The sequence below is a fragment of the Micromonospora musae genome, assembly GCF_003626635.1.
Lineage (GTDB): Bacteria > Actinomycetota > Actinomycetes > Mycobacteriales > Micromonosporaceae > Micromonospora > Micromonospora musae.
In genome coordinates this window covers 22,376-47,266 of sequence record NZ_RAZT01000002.1, presented here as the reverse complement: position 1 = coordinate 47,266, position 24,891 = coordinate 22,376, and the positions used below count along the sequence as shown (strand labels likewise).

Sequence of the window (24,891 nt, the reverse complement as noted above, 5' to 3'; positions counted from 1 at the left end):
GACAGCCGTCCGGCGCTGCCGCCGTGACGCTCCGCACACCAACCCCGGTCGATCGCCGTACGCCGGCCGGGGTCGGCCGTGGCACTCCGTAGACTGGTACGGCCCCGATCATCCACCCCGTGAAGGAGCCGTCCCGCGTGACCGTCCAGCCCATCCGTCTGTTCGGGGATCCGGTGCTGCGCACGCCGGCCGATCCGGTGGTCGACTTCGACACCGAGCTGCGCCGGCTCGTCGCCGACCTGACCGACACCATGCGTGAGCAGAACGGCGCCGGCCTGGCCGCCCCGCAGCTCGGGGTGGGCCTGCGGGTGTTCACCTTCGACGTCGACGACGTCCTCGGCCACCTGGTCAACCCGGTCCTGGAGTTCCCCGACGAGGAGGAGCAGGACGGCCCGGAGGGTTGCCTCTCCATCCCCGGGCTCTACTTCGACACGAAGCGCCGACAGAACGTGATCGCCAAGGGCTTCAACGGTTACGGCGACCCGATGCAGATCGTCGGCACCGGGCTGATGGCGCGCTGCGTGCAGCACGAGACCGACCACCTCGACGGGGTGCTCTTCATCGACCGGCTCGACCAGGCCGGGCGCAAGGAGGCGATGAAGGCGATCCGGCAGGCCGAGTGGTACGACGCCGCCGCCCCGCCGGTGGTCAAGCTGAACCCGCACGGCTCCGCCGCCAGCCCCTTCGGCCTGGGTGGGTGACCGGCCGGTGCGTGTGATCTTCGCGGGTACGCCGGCTGTCGCCGTACCGTCCCTGGCCGCCGTCGCCGCCTCGCGGCACGAGCTGGTCGCCGTGGTGACCCGTCCCGACGCGCCGGCCGGGCGGGGGCGGGGCGTCTCCCGCTCCGCCGTCGGAACGTGGGCCGACGAGCACGGAATCGAGGTGCTCACCCCGGCCCGCCCGCGCGAGCCGGAGTTCCTGGACCGGCTGCGTGACCTCGCACCGGACTGCGTGCCGGTGGTCGCGTACGGGGCGCTCGTGCCGCCGGCCGCCCTGGAGATCCCTCGGCACGGCTGGGTCAACCTGCACTTCTCCCTCCTGCCGGCATGGCGGGGCGCGGCACCCGTGCAGCACGCCGTGCTGCACGGCGACGAGCTGACCGGCGCCAGCGTCTTCCAGCTGGAGCAGGGGCTGGACACCGGGCCGGTCTACGGCACCCTGACCGACGAGATCCGCCCCACGGACACCTCCGGTGACCTGCTGGAGCGGCTCGCCGAGTCGGGCGCGGGCCTGCTGGTCGCCGTCCTCGACGCGATCTCCGACGGCACCGCCCGGGCGCAGGCGCAGCCGGCCGACGGGGTGTCACTGGCCCCGAAGGTGACCGTGGAGGACGCCCGCGTGCGCTGGACGGACCCGGCCTTCGCCGTGGACCGGCGGATCCGGGCCTGCACGCCGGCCCCCGGCCCGTGGAGCACCTTCCGCGGCGAACGGATCAAGCTGGGGCCGGTCGCGCCGGTGGCCGACGGCCCCGACCTCAAGGCGGGTGAGCTGCTCGTCGAGAAGTCCCGGGTGCTCGTCGGCACCGCCACCACCCCCGTCCGGCTGGGCGAGATCCGGGCCGCGGGCAAGCGGGCCATGCCCGCGACCGACTGGGCACGCGGCGCACGGGTCGCCGCCGGAGAGGAACTCGCGTGACGGGCACTGGAGCAGCGGACCGCGAACACCGGGCGGCCGGCGCCGGGGTGCCCGACCGATCCGCGACCTCGGGGCGGCCCGACGAGCGCCCGACCGGCCCGGGACGGGCGCCGGAGCGCACCGACGCACGCCGGGGCGGCACCCGACGCGACGACCGCCCGCGCGGCGACCAGGGCAACGGTGGACGCTGGTCGGCGGGCGGGCGCGGCAGCGCACGTGGTGGCCGGCCGGCGATGGACCGGCCCCGGTACGCGGCCTACGAGGCGATCGCCGCGGTGCACCGGGACGACGCGTTCGCCAACCTGGTGCTGCCGGCCATCCTCCGCGAGGAGGGGCTCTTCGGCCGGGACGCGGCCTTCGCCACCGAACTGACGTACGGCACTCTGCGCCACCTCGGCACCCTGGACGCGATCCTGACCGCCGCGGCCGGGCGGGAGGTGCAACGGATCGACCCGCCGGTGCGCGACGCGCTGCGCCTCGGCGCGTACCAGCTGCTGCACACCCGGGTACCGGCGCACGCGGCGGTCTCCTCCACCGTCGACCTGGTCCGCGCGGTCGGGCCGGGCGCCACCGGCTTCGCCAACGCGGTGCTGCGGGAGGTCGCGGAGCGGGACGTCGACGCCTGGGTGGCGCAGCTCGCGCCGAGCATGGAGAGCGACCCGATCGGGCACCTGGCGCTCGCCTACAGCCATCCGCAGTGGGTGGTGCGGGCGTTCGCCGAGGCGCTCGGGGGTGACCTCGGGGAGACGACCCGGCTGCTGATCGAGGACAATGAGCGGCCGCCGGTGCACCTCTGCGCCCGTCCGGGGCGCGTCGACGCGGTGGAGCTGGCCGACGAGGTCGGTGGCGCGCCGGGCGCCTTCTCGCCGTACGCCGTCTACCTGGGCGGCGGCGCCCCCGGTGACCTACCGGCGGTGGCCGAGGGACGGGCCCACGTGCAGGACGAGGGCTCCCAGCTGGTGGCGGCCGCGTTGACGGCCGCGCCGTTGGACGGCCCGGACGGTCGTTGGCTCGACCTCTGCGCCGGCCCGGGCGGCAAGGCCGGCCTGCTCGGCGCGATCGCCGCCGAGCGCGACGCTCGGCTGACCGCCGTCGAGGTGGCGGAGCACCGCTCCCGGTTGGTGGCCCAGGCCACCCGGGGCCTGCCGGTGACCGTGCTGAACGTCGACGGCCGTACCGTCGGGGAGGATCCGAAGCTGCCCGAGCAGCACTTCGACCGGGTGCTGGTCGACGCGCCCTGCACCGGCCTGGGCTCGCTGCGGCGGCGCCCGGAGTCGCGGTGGCGGCGGCAGCCGTCGGACCTCTCGTCGCTGACCCGGCTGCAGCGGGAACTGCTCGGCGCGGCGCTGCGCGCGGTGCGCCCCGGTGGCGTCGTCGCCTACGTCACGTGTTCGCCGCACATCGTGGAGACGCACGTGACGGTGACCGAGGCGGCGCGCCGCTCCGGCGTCCCGGTCGACTTCGTCGACGCCCGCCCGCTGCTGCCGGCCGGTATGCCGGGGCTGGGCGACGGCCCGACCGTGCAGCTCTGGCCGCACCGGCACGGCACCGACGCGATGTTCCTCGCCGTCCTCCGCCGCGGCTGACCGCCCACCCTCCCCAGCGCACCTTCACGGAAAGAGTGGCCTTCGCACCCGCGAAGGCCACTCTTTCCGTGAACGAGGCCGATCGTGAACGAGGCCGGGGGGTCAGCGGACGGGGAGGCCCTTGCTGCCGGCGCCCTTGAGCGAGCGGGTCAGGGACCGGTCGCTGACCCAGAGGAAGCACTGCACGCCGCGGTTGCCGCTCTTCCACTCCTCCTCGAACGGGTGGTAGAAGATCGTGCCGGCCCGGTACTGCATGTCGGAGTTGTTCGGCACCTTGACGTACGAGGCGATCAGCTTGCGGCAGTCCTTGTGGGCGCGCAGCGTGGTGCGGGTGAACTCGGCGTAGCTGATGTCCGGCGCCTGGTAGACCCCGACGAACTCGGCGTGGTGCTTCGCCGTGCAGGCCTTGGGGAGCATCTCCTCGATGTCCTCCTTGACCACCTTCGGATCGAAGCAGCCGTAGGCCAGCTTGGACGTGCCCTTCAGGGCGTCGCGCAGGCTCCCCTCCCGGAGGCTGATCGCGGGGTCGTCCAGGCTCGCGATCTCGCTGACGTCGCAGCGGAACCAGCGGGCGCCGCCGGTCCACGCGGCGGGCGACGGGAAGACCACGTCGACGCTGAGCCGGCCGGTGCGCCAGTCGGCGCCGACGGCCTTGTTGACCTCCCGGTCACATTCGGTGCGCGCGGCGCGCAGCCCCACCGAGCCGGCCGGCGGGGGCGTGCTGCGCTGCGCGGCCGCGCCGCTGAGCGTGCCCAGGTGCAGCGTCTCCGTCCGGTGCGACTCGCCGCACTGGACCGGGCTGTACGCGCTGAGGTAGCCGACGTCGGCGATGGCGAGGTGGCAGACCCCGGCGTCGGGGACGAACGCCTCGGCCGCGGCGAGCGTCGGCCAGTCGTCGGTGAGTTCCGCGTCGAGACCGGCCGGCGCGCAGCCGGCGAGCCCCAGCACCGCCACCGTGCCCACCACGGCCGCCGTCCACCACCGTCGCATCCCGCCGACCTCCCCGTCGACCGTGGTCACGCCGACCGGCGATCATCGACCGGTTGCGCCACGGCGCAGGAGCATACGGCACGGACTCTCAGATCGCCGGTAGTCCCTGCGGCCCCGCCCCACGCATCGACCGGGTGAGCTTCCGGTCGTCGCTCCACAGGAAACAGCGCACCCCTCGGTCCCCCTCCTCCCACTCCCGCCGCGACGGCGGGTAGAAGATGGATCCCGCCCGGTAGGGCAGTTCGCTGTCGTCGGGCACCGCCGCGAAGGTGGCGATCAGCGCCATGCAGCGCCGGTGCACCTGGTCGGCCGCGGCGGTGAACGCCGCCCAGCTCAGGTCGCGCTCGGTGTACGCCCCGACGAACTCGGCGCGGTGCGGCTCGGAGCAGAGCACCGGCGCCATGTAGTTGAGGTTCTCGTCGATCAGCTTCGGGTCGAAGCAGCGGTGCAGCAGCGGCGAGTCGCCGACCATCGCGCCGCGCAGGCTGCCGGTGCGGTTGATCGGGCGGGTGTTGTCGATGCTGTCGGTCTCGCTCAGGTCGCAGCGGAACCAGCGGGCGCCTCCCGCCCAGGCCGCCTTGCTGGGCAGCGCGATGTTCAGCGCCACCCGAGCGGCGTGCCAGTCGCCGCCCAGCACCTCCCGGGCCCGCTGGTCGCACTCGGTTCGGGCGGCGCGCAGCGACGGGCGACCGGGCTCCGGCCGGGCGGCGGAGGGCGCCGCGGTGAACGTGCCGACGTGGATGGCCTCGGCCAGGTGGGTGCGGGAGCAGGGCACCGTCTGGTAGGTGCTCGCCTGCACGACTGTGAAGATCCGGGCCTGGCAGGTGTCGGTGGCCGGGACGAAGATCGTCGGGGCGCGCATCGCCGGCCAGTCGTCGACCAGGTCACCGTCGGGGCCGTGCGCGCGCAGGCACCCGCTCAGCAGCATCGCCACGGCACTGGCCAGCGCCAGGACTCCGAGGCACCGTCGCATCGTCCGCCCCTTCCGGGAACCTGGTGAGCGTTGATCTTGTCCGTGGCGGGCGTCGCGAGGCCCCGGCGGTGCGTCACCGTCTGGGTTGGAGTGTTGCCGGGTTCGCGCCGATCGGCCAGTCGCCGATGCCTCCCCGTCCGGAATCGCCCGCCCGTACCGGCTGATTCTGCACCAGCGGTCACCGTCGGGTCACGGCCCGTCCCGGTTGGTGCCGTGCCGGCGGTGATCGGCCGCGACGTTCGTACACTTGGCCCGTGACCGTACCGCCGACGATCGTCGCGCCGAGCATCCTCGCCGCCGACTTCGCCCGCCTCGCCGACGAGGTCCGTGCCGTCGAGGGTGCCGCCGACTGGCTGCACGTCGACGTCATGGACAACCACTTCGTGCCGAACCTCACCATCGGGCTGCCGGTGGTGCAGAGCCTGCGGGCGGCCACCCAACTGCCCTTCGACGTGCATCTCATGATCGAGGATCCGCGCCGCTGGGCGCCCGGCTACGCCGACGCCGGGGCGTACAACGTCACCTTCCACGCGGAGGCGTGTGACGACCCGGTGGCGCTCGCCAAGGACCTGCGCTCGGCCGGGGCGAAGGCCGGGCTGGCGATCGACCGGGACACCCCGATCGAGCCCTACCTGGAGCTGCTGCCGAGCTTCGACACCCTCCTGATCATGACGATCAAGGCCGGGTTCGGCGGGCAGCGCTTCATCCCGCAGCTGCTGGAGAAGGTCCGCGCCGCCCGCCGGCACGTCGCCGCCGGGCACCTGGAGCTACGCATCGAGGTCGACGGCGGGATCGCCGCCGACACCATCGAGCAGGCCGCCGCGGCGGGCGCCGACGCCTTCGTCGCCGGCACCGCCGTCTACGGCGCCGACGATCCCGCCGAGGCCGTACGCCGGCTGCGGGCGCTCGCGGAACGCGCGATCTCCGGGGCCTGAGGTGGACGCGGCGGAGGAGCGCCCCGACGTCATCCTCGTCGTCGACGACGACGAGGACATCGCGCGTTTCGTCGAGTTCAACCTCCGGCTGCACGGTTTCGAGGTGATCCACGCCGGCGACGGCCAGGAGGCCCTCGAGGTGATCGAGCGCCAGCGGCCCGACCTCGCGGTGGTCGATCTGATGATGCCCCGCATCGACGGGCTGGAGCTGACCCGGCGGCTGCGCGCCGACCCGATGACCTCGGCCCTGCCGGTGATCATGCTGACCGCCAAGGGAATGACCGTGGACAAGGTGCACGGCCTCAGCGCCGGCGCCGACGACTACCTGGTCAAACCGTTCGACACCGCCGAGCTGGTGGCCCGGGTCAGCTCCACGCTGCGCCGCAACAAGGAGTTCCGGGAGGTCTCGCCGCTGACCGGGCTGCCCGGGAACAGCCGGATCCGGCGGGAGATCTCCGACCGGGTACGCAGCGGCGCCGACTACGCGGTCGCCTACATCGACATCGACCGGTTCAAGAGCGTCAACGACCGGTACGGCTTCGTCCGCGGCGACGACTTCATCTCCGCCCTGGCCCGCAGCGTGCACCGGGCGGTGGTCTCCATCGGGCTGCCCCCGGCGTTCCTCGGTCACGTCGGCGGCGACGACTTCGTGATCGTCTGCTCCCCGGAGCAGATCCGGCCGCTGACCTCGCGGGCGGTCGTGGACTTCGAGAAGGCGGCCGACTCCCTCTACGACCCGATCGACCGGGAGCGCGGCTACGTCGAGCTCAAGGACCGGCGGGGCAACATCCGCCGCGCCGCGCTGGTCACCCTCTCGATCGGTGTCTCCCTCTCCGACGCCGGTAAGCGCTTCACCGACCCGCTGGAGGCGATCGCCGTCGCCAGCGAGATGAAGTCGGTGGCGAAGGGGCAACCCGGCTCGTACGTGGCGGTCGACCGGCGGCGCGGCGTCACCTGAGCGGGCGGGACCCGGTGTGAAGTACCTCGCCCAGGTGGCGGCGGCACCCGTTCGGCGTGTAAGACTTCCCTGTACCCACCACGCGCTGGCGGGACTCGGTGTAATTCCGAACCGGCGGTGATCCACGGCGAGACCGTGGTCAGCCCGCGACCCGGTCGGCTCTGCCGCCCGGTGGACCTGGTGTGAATCCGGGGCCGACGGTTGGGGGCGGGAATTCCGCACCCAGACAGTCCGGATGGGAGACAGCGCGCGGGACGGACGGGTCGTGCCCGGACGCCGGTGTCGGCGTGCCGTGTCGCCCCTGCGGGTCGGCTCCGCCGTACCCGGATCTCCGCCGCCGCACGCCCGCGGCCCGATGCCGCCTCCCACCCCGCCCGCGCGCCACCGGCGAGCGAGAAGGCAGGGACAAGGCGAATGGCGAGCGTCTCCGTCGACGAGGCGATGCGTCGCGCGATCGAACTCGGCGCGCGTGGACTCGGCACCACCAGCCCCAATCCGGTGGTCGGCTGCGTGCTGATGGACGCCGACGGCGAGGTCGTCGGCGAGGGCTTCCACGCGTACGCGGGCGGGCCGCACGCCGAGATCGTCGCGCTCGCGCAGGCCGGTGAACGGGCCCGGGGCGGCACCGCCGTGGTCACTCTCGAACCCTGCGACCACACCGGTCGCACCGGCCCCTGCAGTCTCGCGCTCGTCCAGGCAGGGGTGGCCCGGGTGGTGATCGCCGTACCCGACCCGAACCCGGTTGCCTCCGGCGGGGCGGCCACCCTGCGCGCCGCCGGCGTCCGCGTCGACCTCGGGGTACGCACCCAGGAGGCGGAGGCCGGCAACATCGCCTGGCTGACCTCGATGCGCCGGGGCTGGCCGTACGTCATCTGGAAGTACGCCGCGACGCTGGACGGACGGTCGGCGGCGGCCGACGGCACCAGCATGTGGATCACCTCGGAGGCCGCCCGGATCGACGTGCACGCGCTGCGCGGCACCGTCGACGCGGTCGTCGCCGGGGTGGGCACCGTGCTCGCCGACGATCCCCGGCTCACCGCCCGCAACCTGCGCGACGGCAGCCTCGCCATCCGCCAGCCGCTGCGGGTGGTCGTGGACAGCGAGGGGCGTACGCCCGCCGACGCCCAGGTCCGCGACGGCGCCGCCCGGACCTGGATCGCCACCGTGGCGGAGGTCGGTGCCGGCAAGGACGGCCGGGTCGACCTGCCGGCGCTGCTGGCCGCGCTGCACCAGCGGGGCGTGCGGGCGGTCCTGCTGGAGGGTGGGCCCCGGCTGGCCGGCGCGTTCCTGGCCGCGGGGCTGGTCGACAAGATCGTCGGGTACGTCGCGCCCCGGCTGCTCGGCGCCGGTCCGGCCGCGCTCGTCGACGCCGGTGTGACGACCATCGCCGAGGCCATCGATCTGGAGTTGATCGACGTTACGCAGATCGGTCCGGATCTGCGGATCACCGCGCTGCCCCGGAAGAGGGAGGGCTGACATGTTCACCGGCATCGTCGAGGAGTTGGGTGAGGTGCTCGCCGTGACGGCGACCGCCGCGGACTCGGCGCTGGTCGCCCTCCGCGGCCCGCTGGTCACCGCCGACGCCCGGCACGGAGACTCGATCGCCGTCAACGGCGTCTGCCTGACGGTGGTCGACGTCGACGCCGGCGTCTTCACCGCGGACGTGATGGGGGAGACGCTGCGCCGCTCGGCGCTCGGCGCGCTCCGCCCCGGCGCCCCGGTGAACCTGGAGCGGGCCGCGACGCTGGGCAGCCGGCTCGGCGGGCACCTGGTGCAGGGGCACGTCGACGGGGTCGGCGAGCTGCTCTCCCGGGAGCCGGCCGAGCAGTGGGAGACGCTGCGCTTCCGGCTGCCCGCCCAGCTGTCCCGGTACGTGGTGGAGAAGGGCTCGATCACCGTCGACGGCGTGTCGCTGACCGTGGCCGGTGTCGGGCCGGACTGGTTCTCGGTCGGGCTGATCCCCACCACGCTGAAGCTCACCACCCTCGGCGTACGCGGCGTGGGCGACCCGGTGAACCTCGAGGTGGACGTGCTGGCCAAGTACGTCGAGCGGCTGCTCGGCGACCGGTCGGCCAACGGCGTCGGGCCCGCCGGTCCCGACGGGGTGGTTCCGCTCGGCCCCGGCGCGGCCGGGTCACCCACCGAGGTCGCCTGATGAGCACGCTGGGTTGGCTGCTCGACGCGCAGGTGACGGTGGCCGGTTCCCCGGTGCTGGTCCGCGAGATCGTCGGCAACGCGTTCGGGCTGGTCTCCGCGCTGCTCGGCCTGCGCCGGGTGGTCTGGGCCTGGCCGGTCGGCATGATCGGCAACGCGCTGCTCCTCACCGTCTTCCTCGGCGGGGTCTTCGCCACCCCGCAGGCGCACGACCTGTACGGGCAGGCAGGCCGGCAGGTCTTCTTCTTCACGGTCAGCGTCTACGGCTGGTGGCGCTGGTCGCGCACCCGTCGGCTCGGCGCCGTTCCCGACGGGGGTGCCGTGGTGCCCCGCTGGGCGAGCGGCCGGGAGCGGGTGGGCCTGCTCGTCGCGGCCGTGCTCGGGGTCGCCGCCGCCTATCCGGCGCTCGCCGCGCTCGGCTCCTGGGGGCCGCTGCCGGACGCCTGGATCCTCGTCGGCAGCCTGCTCGCCACCTACGGCATGGCCCGTGGCTGGGTCGAGTTCTGGCTGATCTGGGTCGCCGTGGACGCGGTCGGCGTACCCCTGCTGCTCAACGGGGGCTTCTACCCGTCGGCGGCCATGTACCTGATCTACGGCGCGTTCTGCGTCTGGGGCTTCGCCAGCTGGTGGCGTACGTCGCAGAGGCTGCGGCCGGTCCGCTCCTCGATCCCGTCCACCTACACGGAGGCCGTGGCATGACCACTTTCAGCAGTATCGAGCAGGCGATCGCGGAGATCGCCGCGGGGCGGCCCGTCGTCGTGGTCGACGACGCCGACCGGGAGAACGAGGGCGACCTGATCTTCGCGGCCGAGCTGGCCACCCCGGAGCTGGTCGCGTTCATGGTCCGCCACACCTCCGGCTTCATCTGCGTGCCGCTGCTCGAGAGCGAGGCCGACCGGCTGGACCTGCCGCCGATGCACCACACCAACCAGGACCGGCGGGGCACCGCGTACACGGTGACCGTGGACGCCCGGGAGGGCATCTCCACCGGCATCTCGGCGGCCGACCGGGCGCACACCATCCGGCTGCTCGCCGACCCGACCACCGGGCCGGTCGACCTGGCCCGACCCGGGCACGTGGTGCCGCTGCGGGCCCGGCAGGGCGGGGTGCTGCGCCGCCCCGGGCACACCGAGGCGGCCATCGACCTCACCCGGCTGGCCGGCCTGCGTCCGGCCGGCGTGCTCTGCGAGATGGTCAACGACGACGGCACCATGATGCGGGTGCCGGACCTGGAGAAGTTCTCCGTCGAGCACTCGCTCACGATGATCACGATCGCCGACCTGATCGCGTACCGGCGGCGGACGGAGAAGCAGGTCGAGCAGGTCGCCGACGCGCGGATGCCGACCCGGCACGGGGTCTTCCGGGCGATCGGGTACCGCAGCACGCACGACACGGCCGAGCACGTCGCCATGGTCTACGGCGAGATCGGCGACGGAAAGGACGTCGTGGTCCGGGTGCACTCCGAGTGCCTCACCGGCGACGTCTTCGGTTCGCTGCGCTGCGACTGCGGTCCGCAGCTCGACGCCGCCCTGGCCCGCGTCGCCCAGGAGGGGCGCGGGGTGGTGCTCTACATGCGCGGCCACGAGGGGCGCGGCATCGGGCTGCTGCACAAGCTGCAGGCCTACCAGCTGCAGGACCTGGGCCGGGACACCGTGGACGCCAACCTGGACCTCGGGCTGCCGGCCGACGCGCGGGACTACGGCACCGGCGCGCAGATCCTGTACGACCTCGGGGTGCGCTCCATGCGGCTGCTCACCAACAACCCGGCGAAGCGGGCCGGGCTGGAGGGGTACGGCCTGACGATCACCGGCCGGGAGGCGTTGCCGGTGCGTCCCCACCCGGAGAACGTGCGGTACCTGCGGACCAAGCGGGACCGGATGGGACACCTGTTGGAGTTGGACGACGTCACGGAGGCACCGGCCGGCAAGATGCCCGCCGGTGACGAGATCGGAGCATAGACATGGCGGGATTCGGGGAGCCGACGGCGGCGCCCGTCGACGCGAGCGGGATGACCGTGGGAGTGGTCGCCGCGCGGTGGCACGGCGAGTTGACCGACCACATGCTCGAACGCGCGGTCGCCGCCGCGGAGGCGTCCGGCGCCCGCGCAGTGGTCGCCCGGGTCGCCGGCTCGGTGGAGATTCCGGTGGTGGCCCAGGCCCTGGCGCGGCGCTGCGACGTGGTGGTCGCGCTCGGCGTCGTGGTGCGCGGCGCCACCGCCCACTTCGACTACGTCTGCCGGTCGGTGACCGACGGGCTGACCCGGGTGGCGCTCGACGAGGGCAAGCCGGTGGCGCACGGGGTGCTCACCGTGGACAACCTGGAGCAGGCCCGGGACCGGGCCGGCCTGCCCGGTTCGGCGGAGGACAAGGGCTGGGCGTCGACCGTCGCCGCGCTCGACGCGGCGCTGGCCATCCGGTCGGTCAACACCGCCAACGGCCACCGGGTGGGCTTCGCGGGCTGACCGGCCCGCCCATCGCAGCGGCGGCCTCGGGGGGACGATCACCCCGAGGCTGCCGCTCGTCGCGTCCGGTCGGCTCTGCCAGACTCGCGGGATGAGCCGGATCGAGTACGCGCGGCTGCCCGGCCTGCGGATGGCGTACCGGGTCTGGGGCCCGGCCGGCGGGCGGGCGCTGGTCGCCCTGCACGGTGGTGGCGCGACCGGCGCGACCTGGTCCGGGCTCGCCGGCGGGCTCGACGGCGTCCGGACGTACGCCCCGGACCTGCGCGGTTTCGGGGCGACCGACCGCCCCGGCCGGTACGGGCTGGAGCTGATGCGCGACGACCTGCTGGCGTTCCTCGACGCCCTCGCCCTGCCCCGGGTCACGCTGCTCGGGCACTCCTCCGGCGCGGTTTCGGCCTACCTGTTCGCGCAGGCGCACCCGGAGCGGGTCGCCGCGCTGGTGCTGGCGGAGCCGCCGCCACCTGTGCCGCTGGGCCTGCGGCTGCCCGACCCGCCCGCCGTGGACCCGCCGTACGACTGGGCGGCCCGGACGGCGGTGGTGGCCGAGTTGAACGACCCGCCTCCCGACTGGTGGGAGAGGTTGACGCAGATCACGTCGCCGACGCTGCTGGTCGCCGGCGGGGCGGCCAGCCATCTGCCGCAGCGTGAGCTGGCTCGAATGGCCGAGCGGATTCCCGCCGCCCGGCTGGCCCGGATCGACGGCGGGCACGCGGTGCACACCGCCCGCCCGGCCGAGTTCCTGCAGGTGGTGCGGGACTTTCTCGCGTCGACGGCGGGCTGACGCCGCCCAGGCCGCAGGCTACGGAGCCGGGGGCGACGGGAAACGCCGTACCCCGACCCGGGGCGCGCCACCGGGCCGCGAAGCTGAAAGAATCGCGGCGTGAAGACGTTCGAGGAGTTGTTCGCCGAGCTGCAGGCCAAGGCCGCGGCCGGCACTCCCGGCTCGGGCACGGTCGCCGCCCTTGAGCGGGGCGTGCACTTCATCGGCAAGAAGGTCGTCGAGGAGGCGGCCGAGTCGTGGATGGCCGCCGAGCACGAGGGCCGGGAGCGTGCCGCCGAGGAGATCTCCCAGCTGCTCTACCAGACCCAGGTGCTGATGCTCGCCACCGGGCTCGAGCTGAAGGACGTCTACCGACATCTGTGAGTGCGTCCCGTCGTCGATCCGAACCGACTGCTAGGAGCACTCCGCCATGCTGCGTGTCGCCATTCCGAACAAGGGCACCCTGGCCGAGCCGGCCGCCCAGATGCTGCGCGAGGCGGGCTACCGCCAGCGCACCGACCCGAAGGACCTGGTCTGCCGGGACGAGCCCAACGACATCGAGTTCTTCTACCTGCGCCCGAAGGACATCGCCACCTACGTGGGCTCCGGTGACCTGGACCTCGGCATCACCGGCCGGGACCTGCTCATCGACTCGGGCGCACCGGCCGAGGAGGTCGTGGATCTCGCCTTCGGGCGGGCCACCTTCCGCTTCGCCGCCCGCCCCGAGGACATCGACTCCGTGCAGGAGCTGGGTGGGCACCGGGTCGCCACCGCGTACCCGGGGCTGGTCGAGCGGCACCTCGCCGAGCTGGGTGTGAAGGCCGACGTGATCCGGCTCGACGGCGCGGTGGAGAACGCCGTACGACTGGGCGTCGCCGACGTGGTGGCGGACGTGGTCGAGACGGGCGCGACCCTGCGTCAGGCCGGCCTCGTCGTCTTCGGTGAGCCGCTGCTGCGCTCGTCGGCGGTGCTCGTACGTCGGGCCGGCTCCGGCACGCACCCGCAGGCCGAGCAGTTGCTGCGCCGGCTGCACGGCGTGCTGGTGGCCCGCCGCTACGTGATGCTCGCCTACGACGTGCCGGCCGGCCTGCTGGACCGGGCCAGCGCCCTCACCCCGGGCATCGAGTCGCCGACCGTGTCGCCCCTGCACCGGAAGGGCTGGGTGGCGGTGCAGGCCATGGTGCTCAGCGACGACGTACACCGGATCATGGACGAGCTCTACGAGCTCGGCGCCCGGGCGATCCTCGTGACCAACATCCACGCCTGCCGGCTGTGACGGGGACGCCGCCGGCCTCGGCGCCGGAGCCGGCAGCTTCCCGGACGGCGCCGGGCGCCGTGTCGCCGCCCACCGAGCCCGGCGCGGCGGGCGGTGGGGATCTCCGGCTGCCGGCCCAGCGCGGTTCGGGACCGGGCGTCGCGCGCCCGCGAACGGCGCCGCCGGCCGGTGGTGGGCTGCCGGTGTGGGTGGCGCTCTCCCTGGTGGCGGTGGCCGGCGTCGCCTCGGCGGCGCAGGGCGCGGCGAACGGGGAGTTGGGCGTCCGGGTCGGGGAGCCGACCCTCGCCGCGGTGGTCAACAACCTCGGCGGCACCCTGCTGGTCGCCGTCGGTCTCGCCGTCCTGCCGTCGATGCGTACCGGGCTCGCCACGCTGCGGCGGGCCCGGCTGCCCTGGTGGTCCTACCTGGGCGGGCTGGGCGGCGCGGCGATCGTGGTGCTCGGCGCGTACGTGGTGCCGGTGCTCGGGGTCGCCGTCTTCACCATCGCCCAGGTGGCCGGCGGGAGCGTGGGTGGGCTGGCGGTGGATCGGGCCGGCCTGGCCTCGGGCGGCCGGTTGCCGTTCACCGGTCCCCGGATCGCGGGCGGGCTGCTCGGCGTGGCCGCGGTGGCGTTGGCCCAGGTCGGTCAACCGGTGGGGGAGCTGGCCGTCGGGCTGGTCCTGCTCGCGGTCGCCGGCGGGGTCGGGGTGGCGCTGCAGTCCGCGTTGAACGGCCGGGTCTCCGCGGCCGGGTCGGCCGCCGCCGGGGTGGCGGTCAACTTCCTGGTCAGTACGCCGGTGGTGCTGATCGTGGCGGCTGTCGCGGGCGCGCTCGCCGGGCCGACCGGGGCCTGGCCGGACGCCTGGTACCTCTACACCGGCGGCCTGCTCGGCGTGGGCATCGTGGCGGGCCTGGTGGTCGGGGTCCGCTCGGCGGGGGTGCTGCGCACCGGCCTCGCCCTGGTGGCCGGTCAGCTCGGCGGGGCGTTGCTGCTCGACGCGCTCCTGCCCGGCGGCCCGGGTGCTCGGCCCGCCGTGCTGGTCGGGGCGGGGCTGACTCTCCTCGCCGTCGTCGTGGCGGGTCGCGGCGCCCGGCCCCGCGAGGCGTCGGCCCGCGGCCGCTGACCGTTCCGTCCGCGTCGACGCGCGTCTGAACACAGGCGTCGCCGGCTTGAAGGTCGACGGCGTCGGGGTGAGCGGCGTGGCGGCTCGACGTGGGCAGCGTGGCGGCGGCAGGCCGGCCGGCGGCGGGTGGCAGACTGGTGGGGTGAGCGAACCCGAGCTGATCAGTTTGCGGCCCCGGCGCATCCGGGTGGTCTGCTGGGCGTCGGCAGCCGTGCTGGTGGTGGTGTTCGCCCTGGTGGCGACGTCGCTGCACGGCCCCACCGGCGACGGCTACGGCAGCTTCCAGCGCGGCGACCAGCTCGCGATGGTCGGGCTGGGCATCTTCGGCGCGCTCGGCATCCTCATCTTCACCCGCCCTCGGGTGGAGGCCGACGCGCGCGGCGTGCGGGTGCGCAACCTGATCGGCTCGTACGAGCTGCCCTGGGAGGTCGTACGCGGCGTCCGCTTCGACCGGGGCGCACCCTGGGCGAGCCTGGAGCTGCACGACGACGACCTGCTGCCGATCATCGCCCTGCAGGCGGCCGACAAGGAGCTGGCCGTCGACGGGGTGCGGGCGCTGCGTCGACTGCACCAGGCGCACCTGGCCCGGATCACCGAGAGCACCCCCAACCGCTAACCCCCTCCCACCCCCTCTCGCCCCCACCCGCCGGGCAGTGGCCACTCGTTCACGGAAAGAGTGGCCATTCCGCGCCGAATGGGCACTCTTTCCGTGAAAGTGCGCCCCGGGACGCGCGCGGGGGTGCGCGGGGCGCGGGGGGTGCGGGGGTGGGGGGATTGGGTGGGGACGGTGGTGAGGGTGTAGTGTTGTCGAGTCGACCAGGCTGCCTGCCTTAACGCGGGCGCCATGAAAGTGGAGCGCCTGCTCCCACCCGAGTCGCCGCCACGGTGGCCGGGTCCGGTCACCGGTTCCGGGCATGTCCCGGCGCCGGATGCGCGACCATGTGATCGTGCTGACCGGTCGAGCAGGCCCTGGCATACGCCGGGGCCTTCTGCTTTCCGGGTCGGCTCCCGCCCGGGAGCCGCAGGGTCGGCACGTAGCAGACACTCGACTCGAGGAGGCCCCATCAGCGTCGAACCACGCGTGAACGAGCAGATCCGGGCACGTGAGGTCCGACTGGTCGGTCCCGAGGGTGAGCAGGTGGGCATCGTCCCACTGGAGCGCGCCCTTCAGCTGGCCGCGGACGTCGATCTGGACCTGGTCGAGGTTGCGCCGATGGCGCGCCCGCCGGTGTGCAAGCTCATGGACTTCGGCAAGTTCAAGTACGAGAGCGCACTGAAGGCGCGCGAAGCGCGGCGTAACCAGCAGCAGACCGTCATCAAGGAGATGAAGCTCCGGCCGAAGATCGATCCGCACGACTACGAGACCAAGAAGGGTCACGTGGTGCGGTTCCTCAAGGCCGGCGACAAGGTCAAGGTGACGATCATGTTCCGCGGTCGCGAGCAGAGTCGACCGGAGCTGGGTTACCGGCTCCTGCGCCGGCTCGAGTCGGAGATCTCGGAGCTGGGGTACGTCGAGGCCGCTCCGAAGCAGGACGGCCGAAACATGATCATGGTGCTCGCGCCGCACCGCGCCACCAAGGCCGCCGCGGTCGCCGCGACGGCCACTCGGGGCGGAGCGCCCCGGGACCGGGTCGCGGAAGGCTCCGCCCCGGAGGCCGGCGAGACCGCAGCAGCCGGGGAGACCGGCACGACCGCTGACACCAGCGGCCAGTAACAGGGGAGAAGACGTTCCACATGCCGAAGATGAAGAGCCACACGGGGATGGGCAAGCGGGTCAAGGTGACCGGCAAGGGCAAGATCGTTGCCCAGCAGGCCGGCCTCCGGCACAACCTGGAGAAGAAGCCCTCCACCCAGACCCGGCGGCTGACCGGCACTGTCGTGCTGGCCAAGGCCGACGTGAAGCGCATCAAGAAGCTGCTCGGCCGCTGACGCGCGCCACCCGACGTAAGAAGGAGTTGAGATGGCACGCGTCAAGCGGGCTGTGAACGCCCAGAAGAAGCGCCGTACCCTGCTGGAGACCGCGAGCGGCTACCGCGGTCAGCGCTCCCGCCTCTACCGCAAGGCCAAGGAGCAGGTGCTGCACTCGATGCAGTACTCCTACCGGGACCGTCGTGACCGCAAGGGCGACTTCCGGCAGCTCTGGATCCAGCGGATCAACGCAGGCGCCCGCGCCAACGGGATGACCTACAACCGGCTGATCCAGGGCCTCAAGCTGGCCGGCATCGAGGTCGACCGGAAGATCCTGGCCGACCTGGCCGTCAACGACGCCACCGCGTTCGCGGCGATCGTCGAGGTGGCTCGCGCCGCGGTCGCGGCCGAGGGCACCGGCGGTGCGGCGGCCCAGGCCGCCTGATCCCCTGCGTCTGGAGTGAGGCGCCCCTCGTCGACCCTGACGGGAGGCGCCTCGCCGCATGTCTGAGGTGACGATGCTCTTCACCCCGCGTACGCCCCGGGTGGTAGCCGCCCGGCGGCTGCAGCGGCGCCGGGACCGCGAGGCCAGCGGCCGCTTCCTCGCCGAGGGCCCACAGGCCGTGCGTGAGGCGCTGGCCGTGCCCGGCGTCGTCACCGAGCTGTTCGGCACGCCGGCCGCCCTCGACCGGTACGCCGAGCTGGCCGCCCTGGCCGACGGCGGTGGCGTCCCGGTCAGCGCGGTGACCGACGACGCGCTGGCCGCCCTCGCCGAGACGCTGGCCCCGCAGGGGCTGGTGGCCGTCTGCCGGCACCTCGACGTGCCGCTGGCCCAGGCCCTCGACGGCGGGCCCCGGCTGGTCGCGGTGCTCGCCGAGATCCGCGACCCGGGCAACGCCGGCACCGTGCTGCGCACCGCCGACGCGGCGGGGGCGGGCGCGGTGGTCTTCGCCGGCGACGCCGTCGACCCGTACAACGGCAAGTGCGTACGGGCCTCCGCCGGCAGCCTCTTCCACGTCGACGTGGTCCGCGCCGACGACCCGATCGAGGTGGTCGCCGCGTTGCGCGCCGCCGGGCTCGCGGTGCTCGCCACGACCGGCTACGGCGACGAGGACCTCGACGACCTGGCTGACGCCGGCCGGCTCGCCGCGCCGACCGCCTGGCTCTTCGGCTCCGAGGCGCACGGGCTGCCGCCGGCGCTCACCGAGGCCGCCGACGCCCGCGTCCGGGTGCCCCTGCACGGGCGCGCCGAGAGCCTCAACCTCGCTGCGGCCGCCGCCGTCTGCCTGTACTCTTCAGCGAAAGCACAGCGCCGGCCGGGATCCGGTCGCGCGAACGTCACGACCGGGGAGACCAGCCGTCCATGAACGCGCCACGGCGTTCGTTTAGCCAGCCCGCCGGTGTCGGCGGGCGGCGGGCCTGACCCTGCTCCCTGCGTAACTCCCACCGGCGGGCTGCGGCGAAGCCGCGCGTCCGTAGACTCGCTTCGCCACCCCGCGAGGGTCGGCGCCGCCGTGAGGGAGTGCCCGTACGCCATGACCTACCGCAACGATCCGTACGACCCGAAGCAGGTCGCCCTGCTCGACCCGGCCGCCCTGGCCGCTGCCGTGGCCGACGCCGAGCAGGCGTTCGCCGCCGCCACCGATCCGGATGCGCTGACCGCGCTGCGCCCGGCCCACCTCGGTGACCGGGCGCCGGTCTCGCTGGCCCGCCGGGAGATCGGCGCGCTGCCGCCGGCCGCCAAGTCCGACGCCGGCAAACGGGTCAACGAGGCCCGCCGGGCCATCGAGTCCAGCTACGCCGCCCGGGCCGAGACGCTGGAGCGTGAGCACGCCGAGCGGGTGCTGGTCGCCGAGCGCGTCGACGTGACGCTGCCGTACGACCGGCAGCCCCGAGGCGCACGGCATCCGCTGAGCACGCTCATCGAGCAGGTCAGCGACCTGTTCGTCGGGATGGGCTACGAGGTGGCCGAGGGCCCCGAGGTCGAGCTGGAGTGGGTCAACTTCGACGCGCTGAACATTCCCGCCGACCACCCGGCCCGCGGGCTGATGGACACCTTCTACATCGACCCCGCGGACCGGTCCGGCCTGGTGCTGCGTACGCACACCTCGAACGTGCAGACGCGGACGATGCTCAGCCGCAAGCCGCCGATCTACGTGATCTGCCCCGGCCGCGTGTACCGCACGGACGAGGTGGATGCCACCCACAGCCCGGTCTTCCACCAGGCGGAGGGCCTGGTGGTGGACAAGGGCATCACCATGGCGCACCTGCGCGGCACCCTCGACCACTTCGCCAAGGCGATCTTCGGCCCGGACGCGAAGACCCGGTGGCGCCCGCACTACTTCCCGTTCACCGAGCCGTCGGCCGAGTTCGACGTCTGGTTCCCGGAGCACCGCGACGGCCCGCAGTGGGTCGAGTGGGGCGGCTGCGGAATGGTCAACCCGCGGGTGTTGCGCGCCTGCGGGATCGACCCGGAGGTGTACTCGGGCTTCGCCTTCGGCATGGGCATCGACCGGACCCTGATGGTCCGGCACGGGGTCAGCGACATCCGCCATCTCTTCGAGGGCGACGTCCGGTTCAGCCGGGCGCTCGGGACCGGGGCGTAGGCGATGCGGGCACGAGTTACGGAGACGGTGGTCTGAGTCATGCGAGTTTCTGTCAGCTGGCTGCGGGAGTACGTCGACCTCCCCGCCGACCTGTCCACCGACGACCTGACGCAGGCCCTGGTCGGCCTGGGCATCGAGGTCGACTCGGTGGCCGACCTGCGGGAGAACGTCACCGGGTCGTTGGTGGTCGGTGAGGTTCTGGAGATCGAGGAACTGACCGGCTTCAAGAAGCCGATCCGGTTCGTCCGGGTCGACGTGGGCGCCGCCAACGGCACCGGCGAGCCGCAGGAGATCGTCTGCGGGGCGCGCAACTTCGCCCCCGGTGACCGGGTGGTCGTCATCCTCCCGGGCGGGGTGCTGCCCGGCGGGTTCGCCATCGGCGCGCGCAAGACGTACGGCCGCAACTCCAACGGCATGATCTGCTCGGTTCGGGAACTGGGCCTCGGCGACGACCACGAGGGCATCCTGGTGCTGCCCGAGGAGAGCCCGGCCAAGCCCGGCGACGACGCCCGGCCGGTGGTCGGCCTCGACGAGATCGTGCTCGAACTGGAGATCACCCCGGACCGGGGCTACGGGCTGAGCCTGCGGGGTCTGGCCCGGGAGTTGTCGCACGCGTTCGAGGTGCCGTTCCGGGATCCGGGTCTCGCGCCCGCGCCCGGTGCCACGCCGCAGCCGGCGTACCCGGTCGAGGTTCGGGACACGGTGGGCTGCGACCGGTTCGCCGCCCGGATGGTCCGCGGCGTCGACCCGTCCGCGCCCACGCCCGGCTGGATGCAGCGGCGGCTCACCACGGCGGGCATCCGCAGCATCTCCCTGCCGGTCGACATCACCAACTACGTGATGCTCGAACTGGGCCAGCCGATGCACGCCTTCGACGCCGACCGGATCGCCGGTTCGCTGGTGGTCCGCCGGGCCGCGGCGGGGGAGAAGCTGACCACGCTGGACGGTGTGGATCGCGTCCTCGCCGCCGAGGACATGGTGATCTGCGACGCCGGGCTGCCGAACCCCGTCGCGGGTGAGGGAGCCGGCGTGCCGATCTCGCTCGCCGCGGTGATGGGTGGCGAGACCAGCGAGGTCGTCGCCGGCACCACCGATGTGCTCTTCGAGGCCGCCCACTGGGACCCGGTGATGGTCGGGCGCACCGCCCGCCGGCACAAGCTGTTCAGCGAGGCCGCCAAGCGTTGGGAGCGGGGCGTCGATCCGGCGTTGCCGCTGGTCGCCCTGGAGCGGGCGGTGCGGCTGCTCACCGAGTACGGCGGCGGCGTCGCCGGGGACGAGATCCTGGACCTCGACCACGTCTCGCCGCGTACCCCGATCACCCTGCCGGCGGACCTGCCGACCCGGCGGATCGGCGTCGACTACCCGCCGGCGCGGGTGGTGGCCGTGCTGGAGCAGGTGGGCTGCACCGTGGCGCAGGGTGTGGACCGGCTCGCCGAGGACCCGGGCGCGGTCGGGGTGGCCGCTGGGGACGGGGTGTCGCTCACCGTCACCCCGCCGAGCTGGCGGCCGGACCTCGTCGACCCCGCCGACCTGGTCGAGGAGGTGGTCCGCCTCGACGGGTACGACAAGGTGCCGTCGGTGCTGCCGGTGGCTCCGGCCGGCCGCGGCCTGACCTGGCAGCAGCGCCGGCGCCGCACGATCGCCCAGGCGCTGGCCGACCGGGGGTACGTCGAGGTGCTCGCCCACCCGTTCGTCTCGCCGGAGCTGCCGGACCTGCTCGGTCTTCCGGGCGACGACCCGCGCCGCCCCGCGGTGCGGCTGGCCAACCCGCTCTCCGACGAGGAGCCGATGCTGCGCACGACGCTGCTCGGCCCGCTGCTCGGGGTGCTCAAGCGCAACCTGGGCCGGGGTCACCGTGATCTCGCGCTCTACGAGATCGGGTCGGTCTTCCATCCGCGTCTCGGCGCGGGCAGCCCCCCGGCCATGGGCGTGGACCGGCGGCCGACCGACGCGGAGTTCGCCGCCGCGGACGCGGTGGTGCCCGAGCAGCCCCGGCACGTCGCCGCCGTGCTGGCCGGCGAGATCGAGCTGGCCGGCTGGTGGGGTTCCGGCCGCGCGGCCGGGTGGGCGGACGCGATCGAGGCGGGGCGGACGGTGCTGGCCGCCGCCGGCCTCCCGACCGACCGGGTCGAGGTCCGGGCCGCCGAGTACGCGCCGTGGCACCCGGGCCGCTGCGCCGAGCTGCTGGTCGACGGGGTCGTCGTCGGGCACGCCGGGGAGCTGCACCCGACGGTGGTGGCGGCGCTGGAGCTGCCGCGCCGTACCAGCGCCATGGAGCTGAACCTCGACCTGCTGCCCGCCGCGCCGATGCTGGCGGCCCCGGGGGTCTCCGGTTTCCCGCCGGCGCTGATCGACGTGGCGCTGGTGGTGGACGAGTCGGTGCCGGCGGCGCAGGTGCAGCGGGCGCTCGTCGAGGGCGCCGGCGAGCTCCTGGAGGACGTCCGCCTCTTCGACGTCTACACCTCCGATCAGCTGGGGGCGGGGCGCAAGTCGCTGGCGTACAAGCTCACCTTCCGGGCGCCGGACCGGACGCTCACCGTCGAGGAGGCGGTGGCCGCCCGGGACTCGGCCGTCGCCGTGGCCGCCGAGCGCTTCGGGGCGACCCTGCGCGGCGCCTGACCGGTGTCGGCGACCGGGTGGGTCGTGGTGGCCGCCGTGCTCGCGGTGGCCATCACCGGCCTGCTCTGGGCCCGCCGGCACCTGATGCTGGTCTCGGTGGTGGGGCGCAGCATGGAACCCACGCTGCGCCCCGGCGACCGGGTGCTGGCCCGGCGGCTGCCGCTGGCCCGGGTCCGCTCCGGTGACGTGGTCGTGGTGGTGGCGCCGGCGGAGATGACCGCCCGCCACCCCACCCAGCCCGGTGAGGGCGGTTCGGGCCTGTTCATCAAGCGGGCGCACGCGGTGCCCGGCGACCCGGTGCCGGTGGACCGGGTGCCGCTGCTGCGGGAGCGGCCGGAGCGGGAGGTCCCGCCGGGGCACCTGGTGGTCCTCGGTGACAACCCGCCGTTCAGCTACGACTCCCGCGAGTGCGGCTACCTCCTGGAGCGGGACCTGCGTGCGGTGGTGATCCGGCCGCGGCTGCGGCCGAGGGTGGACCCGCCGCCCGGCCGGTGACGGCGGCACGGCACACCCGTACCACGCGCCCTGCACATCGCACCGAGATCCGATCCTGACGCACCGCAATCCGCCGGGCCGCGCCGAGGTCGTGCCCCGCGAACGGCGCCGGTGTCGGTTCCGGTCGGCGCGCCCGGCTGGCGTCATTCTCATGCAGTGGACTGTATGAACTTGCGGTCGGAGATCATCGCTGCTACCTTGGCATGCATAGTCATGCGGAGGTGAGTATGGGAATCCGAGTCGCGGTGGCGGGAGCGAGCGGCTACGCCGGCGGCGAGCTGCTGCGCCTGATCTCCGGGCACCCGGAGTTCGAGCTGGTGGCCGCCACCGCACACAGCCAGGCCGGGCACCGCGTCGACGTGGTCCATCCCCAGCTGGCCGGGCTCGACCTGGTGCTCGGCGCGGCCGGGCCGGACCCGCTCGCCGACGCGGACCTGGTCTTCCTGGCCCTGCCGCACGGCGAGTCGGCCGCGCTCGCCGCCCAGCTGCCGGCCGACGTACGGATCGTGGACCTCGGCGCCGACCACCGGCTCGCCGATCCGTACCAGTGGGCGCAGTACTACGGCGGCACGCACGCCGGCCAGTGGACCTACGGCCTGCCGGAGCTGCCCGGGCAGCGGGAGCTGATCGCCTCCGCCACCCGGGTGGCGAACACCGGCTGCTACGCCGTCGCCATCACCCTGGCGCTCGCCCCGCTGATCGCCGCCGGCGCCGCCCAGCCCGCCGACGTGGTCGTGGTCGCGGCCTCGGGCACCTCGGGGGCGGGGCGGGGCGTGAAGGCGCACCTGCTCGCCAGCGAGGTGATGGGCGACCTGTCGCCCTACCGGGTCGGCACCCACCAGCACGTGCCCGAGATCAAGCAGGCGACCGGAGCGACCGGCCTCTCCCTCACGCCGGTGCTCGCGCCCATGCCGCGCGGCATCCTCGCCACGGTCACCGCGCTACCCGCCCGCGGCGTCGACCCGCAGGCGGTGCTCGCCGAGGCGTACGCCGACGCGCCGTTCGTGCACGTGCTCCCGGAGGGGCGCTGGCCGCACACGGCCGCCACGCTCGGCTCCAACTCCTGCCACCTGCAGGCCACCGTCGACGTCGACTCCGGTCGCCTGATCGTGGTCAGCGCGCTGGACAACCTCGGCAAGGGCGCCGCCGGGCAGGCGGTGCAGAACGCGAACCTGATGTTCGGTCTGCCGGAGACCACCGGCCTGTCGGTTTACGGGGTGGCCCCATGAGTGTGACCGTTCCGCAGGGGTTCCGGGCGGCCGGCGTCGCCGCCGGGCTCAAGGCCAGCGGCGCCGCCGACGTGGCCCTGGTGGTCAACGACGGGCCGCAGGCCGCGATCGCCGGAGTCTTCACCGCCAACCGGGTGAAGGCGGCGCCGGTGCTCTGGACCCAGCAGGTCGTCCGGGGCGGGGCGGTCCGCGCCGTCGTGCTCAACTCCGGTGGCGCGAACGCCTGCACCGGCCCGGCCGGGTTCCAGGACACGCACGCCACCGCCGAACACGTCGCCGCCGCTCTCACGGCCGCCGAACCGGGCCTGGAGCTCGGGGCCGGCGAGGTGGCGGTCTGCTCGACCGGCCTGATCGGCGAGCGGCTGCCGATGACCGCGCTGCTCGCCGGGGTGGACACCGCCGTGGGCACGCTCTCCACGGCCGGCGGCGCCCCCGCCGCCGAGGCGATCATGACGACGGACACCCGGCCGAAGACGACCACCGTCCAGGGCGCCGGCTGGACCGTGGGCGGCATGGCCAAGGGCGCGGGCATGCTCGCCCCGGCCCTGGCCACCATGCTGTGCGTCATCACCACCGACGCGGTGGCCGACCCGGAGGTGCTCTCCGGCGTGCTGGGTGAGGCGTGCCGGGTCACGTTCGACCGGATCGACTCCGACGGCTGCATGTCCACCAACGACACGGTGCTGCTGCTCGCCAGCGGCGCGTCGGGCGTCACGCCCGCGCCGGGTGAGCTGGCCGTCGCGGTCACCGCCGCCGCCCACGACCTGGCCCAGCAGCTCATCGCCGACGCGGAGGGCGCCACCAAGCAGATCGCCATCGAGGTGGTCGGCGCGGCGGGTGAGGACGACGCGGTCGAGGTGGGTCGGGCGGTGGCCCGCAACAACCTCGTGAAGACCGCGCTCTTCGGCAACGACCCGAACTGGGGGCGGATCCTCGCCGCCGTCGGCACCACCGCCGCCGCCTTCGAGCCGGACGGCGTCGACGTCGCGGTCAACGGGGTCTGGGTGTGCCGCGACGGTGCCGCCGCCGAGGACCGGTCGAAGGTCGACCTGACCGGGCGGGACGTGACCATCCGGATCGACCTGCACTCCGGGGCCGCGTCGGCGACCGTCTGGACCAACGACCTCTCCCACGCGTACGTCCACGAGAACTCGGCCTACTCGTCGTGAGCGCGAGGAACGCAGCGAAGCGGAGTCCCGCAGT

26 protein-coding genes and 1 riboswitch are annotated in these 24,891 nt (G+C 74.0%); of the genes, 24 read left to right on the top strand and 2 right to left on the bottom strand.

Annotated elements, in window-relative coordinates:
• Positions 1–137 precede the first annotated feature (137 nt).
• Genes def through D7044_RS03200 form a run of 3 tightly spaced genes read left to right on the top strand, consistent with a single transcriptional unit; the run spans position 138 to position 3,221 of the window.
• Complete coding sequence (gene def, locus D7044_RS03210) at positions 138–701, top strand: peptide deformylase (RefSeq protein ID WP_120684000.1); 564 nt, start codon at positions 138–140, stop codon at positions 699–701.
• A 7-nt stretch (positions 702–708) separates the two neighbouring features.
• Positions 709–1,635: a methionyl-tRNA formyltransferase gene (fmt, locus tag D7044_RS03205; protein ID WP_120683856.1), complete on the top strand. Its 927-nt coding sequence runs from the start codon at positions 709–711 to the stop codon at positions 1,633–1,635.
• A 47-nt stretch (positions 1,636–1,682) separates the two neighbouring features.
• Positions 1,683–3,221: an RsmB/NOP family class I SAM-dependent RNA methyltransferase gene (locus tag D7044_RS03200; protein ID WP_199716494.1), complete on the top strand. Its 1,539-nt coding sequence runs from the start codon at positions 1,683–1,685 to the stop codon at positions 3,219–3,221.
• Positions 3,222–3,323: 102 nt separating this feature from the next.
• Here D7044_RS03200 and D7044_RS03195 read toward each other — a convergent pair whose 3' ends face one another.
• Positions 3,324–4,211: a septum formation family protein gene (locus D7044_RS03195; protein ID WP_120683998.1), complete on the bottom strand. Its 888-nt coding sequence runs from the start codon at positions 4,209–4,211 to the stop codon at positions 3,324–3,326.
• Between the two features lie 88 nt (positions 4,212–4,299).
• On the bottom strand, positions 4,300–5,184 hold the full coding sequence (locus D7044_RS03190) for a septum formation family protein (RefSeq protein WP_120683854.1): 885 nt from the start codon (positions 5,182–5,184) through the stop codon (positions 4,300–4,302).
• 254 nt (positions 5,185–5,438) lie between these two features.
• Between D7044_RS03190 and rpe the strand changes: the two genes are divergently transcribed.
• The 21 genes from rpe (at position 5,439) to argJ (ending at position 24,857) form a co-directional block, all read left to right on the top strand.
• Positions 5,439–6,119 (top strand): ribulose-phosphate 3-epimerase, encoded by a 681-nt coding sequence (gene rpe / locus D7044_RS03185; RefSeq protein WP_120683852.1) that lies wholly within the window; start codon positions 5,439–5,441, stop codon positions 6,117–6,119.
• A gap of 1 nt (position 6,120) precedes the next feature.
• A complete protein-coding gene (locus D7044_RS03180; RefSeq protein WP_120683850.1) occupies positions 6,121–7,077 on the top strand; it encodes a GGDEF domain-containing response regulator in 957 nt (318 codons plus the stop codon).
• 80 nt (positions 7,078–7,157) lie between these two features.
• Positions 7,158–7,328, top strand: a riboswitch (FMN riboswitch).
• 163 nt (positions 7,329–7,491) lie between these two features.
• The gene (gene ribD, locus D7044_RS03175) at positions 7,492–8,553 is read left to right on the top strand and encodes a bifunctional diaminohydroxyphosphoribosylaminopyrimidine deaminase/5-amino-6-(5-phosphoribosylamino)uracil reductase RibD (protein ID WP_120683848.1); all 1,062 of its coding nucleotides are present in this window, start codon (positions 7,492–7,494) and stop codon (positions 8,551–8,553) included.
• A gap of 1 nt (position 8,554) precedes the next feature.
• Positions 8,555–9,232, top strand: a complete 678-nt coding sequence (locus D7044_RS03170) for a riboflavin synthase (protein WP_120687933.1) — start codon at positions 8,555–8,557, stop codon at positions 9,230–9,232.
• A complete protein-coding gene (gene pnuC, locus D7044_RS03165) occupies positions 9,232–9,930 on the top strand; it encodes a nicotinamide riboside transporter PnuC (RefSeq protein WP_120687932.1) in 699 nt (232 codons plus the stop codon). The genes D7044_RS03170 and pnuC overlap by 1 nt, the downstream gene beginning before the upstream one ends.
• A complete protein-coding gene (locus D7044_RS03160) occupies positions 9,927–11,189 on the top strand; it encodes a bifunctional 3,4-dihydroxy-2-butanone-4-phosphate synthase/GTP cyclohydrolase II (protein WP_120687931.1) in 1,263 nt (420 codons plus the stop codon). Before pnuC ends, D7044_RS03160 begins: the two co-directional genes overlap by 4 nt.
• A gap of 2 nt (positions 11,190–11,191) precedes the next feature.
• Entirely contained in the window at positions 11,192–11,692 is a 501-nt protein-coding gene (gene ribH, locus D7044_RS03155) for a 6,7-dimethyl-8-ribityllumazine synthase (RefSeq protein WP_120683840.1), read from the top strand.
• A 91-nt stretch (positions 11,693–11,783) separates the two neighbouring features.
• A complete protein-coding gene (locus tag D7044_RS03150; RefSeq protein WP_199716453.1) occupies positions 11,784–12,473 on the top strand; it encodes an alpha/beta fold hydrolase in 690 nt (229 codons plus the stop codon).
• A gap of 99 nt (positions 12,474–12,572) precedes the next feature.
• On the top strand, positions 12,573–12,836 hold the full coding sequence (locus D7044_RS03145; RefSeq protein ID WP_120331238.1) for a phosphoribosyl-ATP diphosphatase: 264 nt from the start codon (positions 12,573–12,575) through the stop codon (positions 12,834–12,836).
• Positions 12,837–12,882: 46 nt separating this feature from the next.
• The gene (gene hisG, locus D7044_RS03140; RefSeq protein WP_120683838.1) at positions 12,883–13,728 is read left to right on the top strand and encodes an ATP phosphoribosyltransferase; all 846 of its coding nucleotides are present in this window, start codon (positions 12,883–12,885) and stop codon (positions 13,726–13,728) included.
• A gap of 59 nt (positions 13,729–13,787) precedes the next feature.
• A complete protein-coding gene (locus tag D7044_RS03135; protein WP_233564862.1) occupies positions 13,788–14,831 on the top strand; it encodes a DMT family transporter in 1,044 nt (347 codons plus the stop codon).
• Between the two features lie 142 nt (positions 14,832–14,973).
• Entirely contained in the window at positions 14,974–15,447 is a 474-nt protein-coding gene (locus D7044_RS03130) for a PH domain-containing protein (RefSeq protein WP_199716451.1), read from the top strand.
• Positions 15,448–15,912: 465 nt separating this feature from the next.
• Positions 15,913–16,545, top strand: coding sequence for a translation initiation factor IF-3 (gene infC, locus D7044_RS03125; protein WP_120683836.1), 633 nt, complete (start codon positions 15,913–15,915; stop codon positions 16,543–16,545).
• 20 nt (positions 16,546–16,565) lie between these two features.
• On the top strand, positions 16,566–16,760 hold the full coding sequence (rpmI, locus tag D7044_RS03120) for a 50S ribosomal protein L35 (RefSeq protein ID WP_007458415.1): 195 nt from the start codon (positions 16,566–16,568) through the stop codon (positions 16,758–16,760).
• A 31-nt stretch (positions 16,761–16,791) separates the two neighbouring features.
• Positions 16,792–17,184: a 50S ribosomal protein L20 gene (rplT, locus tag D7044_RS03115; RefSeq protein ID WP_120683834.1), complete on the top strand. Its 393-nt coding sequence runs from the start codon at positions 16,792–16,794 to the stop codon at positions 17,182–17,184.
• 58 nt (positions 17,185–17,242) lie between these two features.
• Positions 17,243–18,106 (top strand): TrmH family RNA methyltransferase, encoded by an 864-nt coding sequence (locus tag D7044_RS03110; RefSeq protein WP_233563579.1) that lies wholly within the window; start codon positions 17,243–17,245, stop codon positions 18,104–18,106.
• Positions 18,107–18,274: 168 nt separating this feature from the next.
• Positions 18,275–19,345 (top strand): phenylalanine--tRNA ligase subunit alpha, encoded by a 1,071-nt coding sequence (gene pheS / locus D7044_RS03105; protein WP_120687930.1) that lies wholly within the window; start codon positions 18,275–18,277, stop codon positions 19,343–19,345.
• Positions 19,346–19,384: 39 nt separating this feature from the next.
• A complete protein-coding gene (gene pheT, locus D7044_RS03100; RefSeq protein ID WP_120687929.1) occupies positions 19,385–21,964 on the top strand; it encodes a phenylalanine--tRNA ligase subunit beta in 2,580 nt (859 codons plus the stop codon).
• 3 nt (positions 21,965–21,967) lie between these two features.
• A complete protein-coding gene (locus tag D7044_RS03095) occupies positions 21,968–22,459 on the top strand; it encodes a S26 family signal peptidase (protein WP_120687928.1) in 492 nt (163 codons plus the stop codon).
• A 227-nt stretch (positions 22,460–22,686) separates the two neighbouring features.
• On the top strand, positions 22,687–23,688 hold the full coding sequence (gene argC / locus D7044_RS03090) for an N-acetyl-gamma-glutamyl-phosphate reductase (RefSeq protein WP_120687927.1): 1,002 nt from the start codon (positions 22,687–22,689) through the stop codon (positions 23,686–23,688).
• Positions 23,685–24,857, top strand: coding sequence for a bifunctional glutamate N-acetyltransferase/amino-acid acetyltransferase ArgJ (gene argJ, locus D7044_RS03085; RefSeq protein ID WP_120683824.1), 1,173 nt, complete (start codon positions 23,685–23,687; stop codon positions 24,855–24,857). The genes argC and argJ overlap by 4 nt, the downstream gene beginning before the upstream one ends.
• Positions 24,858–24,891: the final 34 nt, after the last annotated feature.

Excerpts from the sequence above, each read along its gene's own strand:
- rplT (WP_120683834.1), top strand. The coding sequence starts at position 16,792 with ATGGCACGCGTCAAGCGGGCTGTGAACGCCCAGAAGAAGCGCCGTACC.
- D7044_RS03190 (WP_120683854.1), bottom strand. The coding sequence starts at position 5,184 with ATGCGACGGTGCCTCGGAGTCCTGGCGCTGGCCAGTGCCGTGGCGATG.
- hisG (WP_120683838.1), top strand. The coding sequence starts at position 12,883 with ATGCTGCGTGTCGCCATTCCGAACAAGGGCACCCTGGCCGAGCCGGCC.
- pheS (WP_120687930.1), top strand. The coding sequence starts at position 18,275 with ATGACCTACCGCAACGATCCGTACGACCCGAAGCAGGTCGCCCTGCTC.
- ribD (WP_120683848.1), top strand. The coding sequence starts at position 7,492 with ATGGCGAGCGTCTCCGTCGACGAGGCGATGCGTCGCGCGATCGAACTC.
- pheT (WP_120687929.1), top strand. The coding sequence starts at position 19,385 with ATGCGAGTTTCTGTCAGCTGGCTGCGGGAGTACGTCGACCTCCCCGCC.
- argJ (WP_120683824.1), top strand. The coding sequence starts at position 23,685 with ATGAGTGTGACCGTTCCGCAGGGGTTCCGGGCGGCCGGCGTCGCCGCC.
- D7044_RS03160 (WP_120687931.1), top strand. The coding sequence starts at position 9,927 with ATGACCACTTTCAGCAGTATCGAGCAGGCGATCGCGGAGATCGCCGCG.
- D7044_RS03150 (WP_199716453.1), top strand. The coding sequence starts at position 11,784 with ATGAGCCGGATCGAGTACGCGCGGCTGCCCGGCCTGCGGATGGCGTAC.
- D7044_RS03170 (WP_120687933.1), top strand. The coding sequence starts at position 8,555 with ATGTTCACCGGCATCGTCGAGGAGTTGGGTGAGGTGCTCGCCGTGACG.
- argC (WP_120687927.1), top strand. The coding sequence starts at position 22,687 with ATGGGAATCCGAGTCGCGGTGGCGGGAGCGAGCGGCTACGCCGGCGGC.
- D7044_RS03195 (WP_120683998.1), bottom strand. The coding sequence starts at position 4,211 with ATGCGACGGTGGTGGACGGCGGCCGTGGTGGGCACGGTGGCGGTGCTG.
- pnuC (WP_120687932.1), top strand. The coding sequence starts at position 9,232 with ATGAGCACGCTGGGTTGGCTGCTCGACGCGCAGGTGACGGTGGCCGGT.
- D7044_RS03110 (WP_233563579.1), top strand. The coding sequence starts at position 17,243 with ATGTCTGAGGTGACGATGCTCTTCACCCCGCGTACGCCCCGGGTGGTA.
- rpmI (WP_007458415.1), top strand. The coding sequence starts at position 16,566 with ATGCCGAAGATGAAGAGCCACACGGGGATGGGCAAGCGGGTCAAGGTG.
- ribH (WP_120683840.1), top strand. The coding sequence starts at position 11,192 with ATGGCGGGATTCGGGGAGCCGACGGCGGCGCCCGTCGACGCGAGCGGG.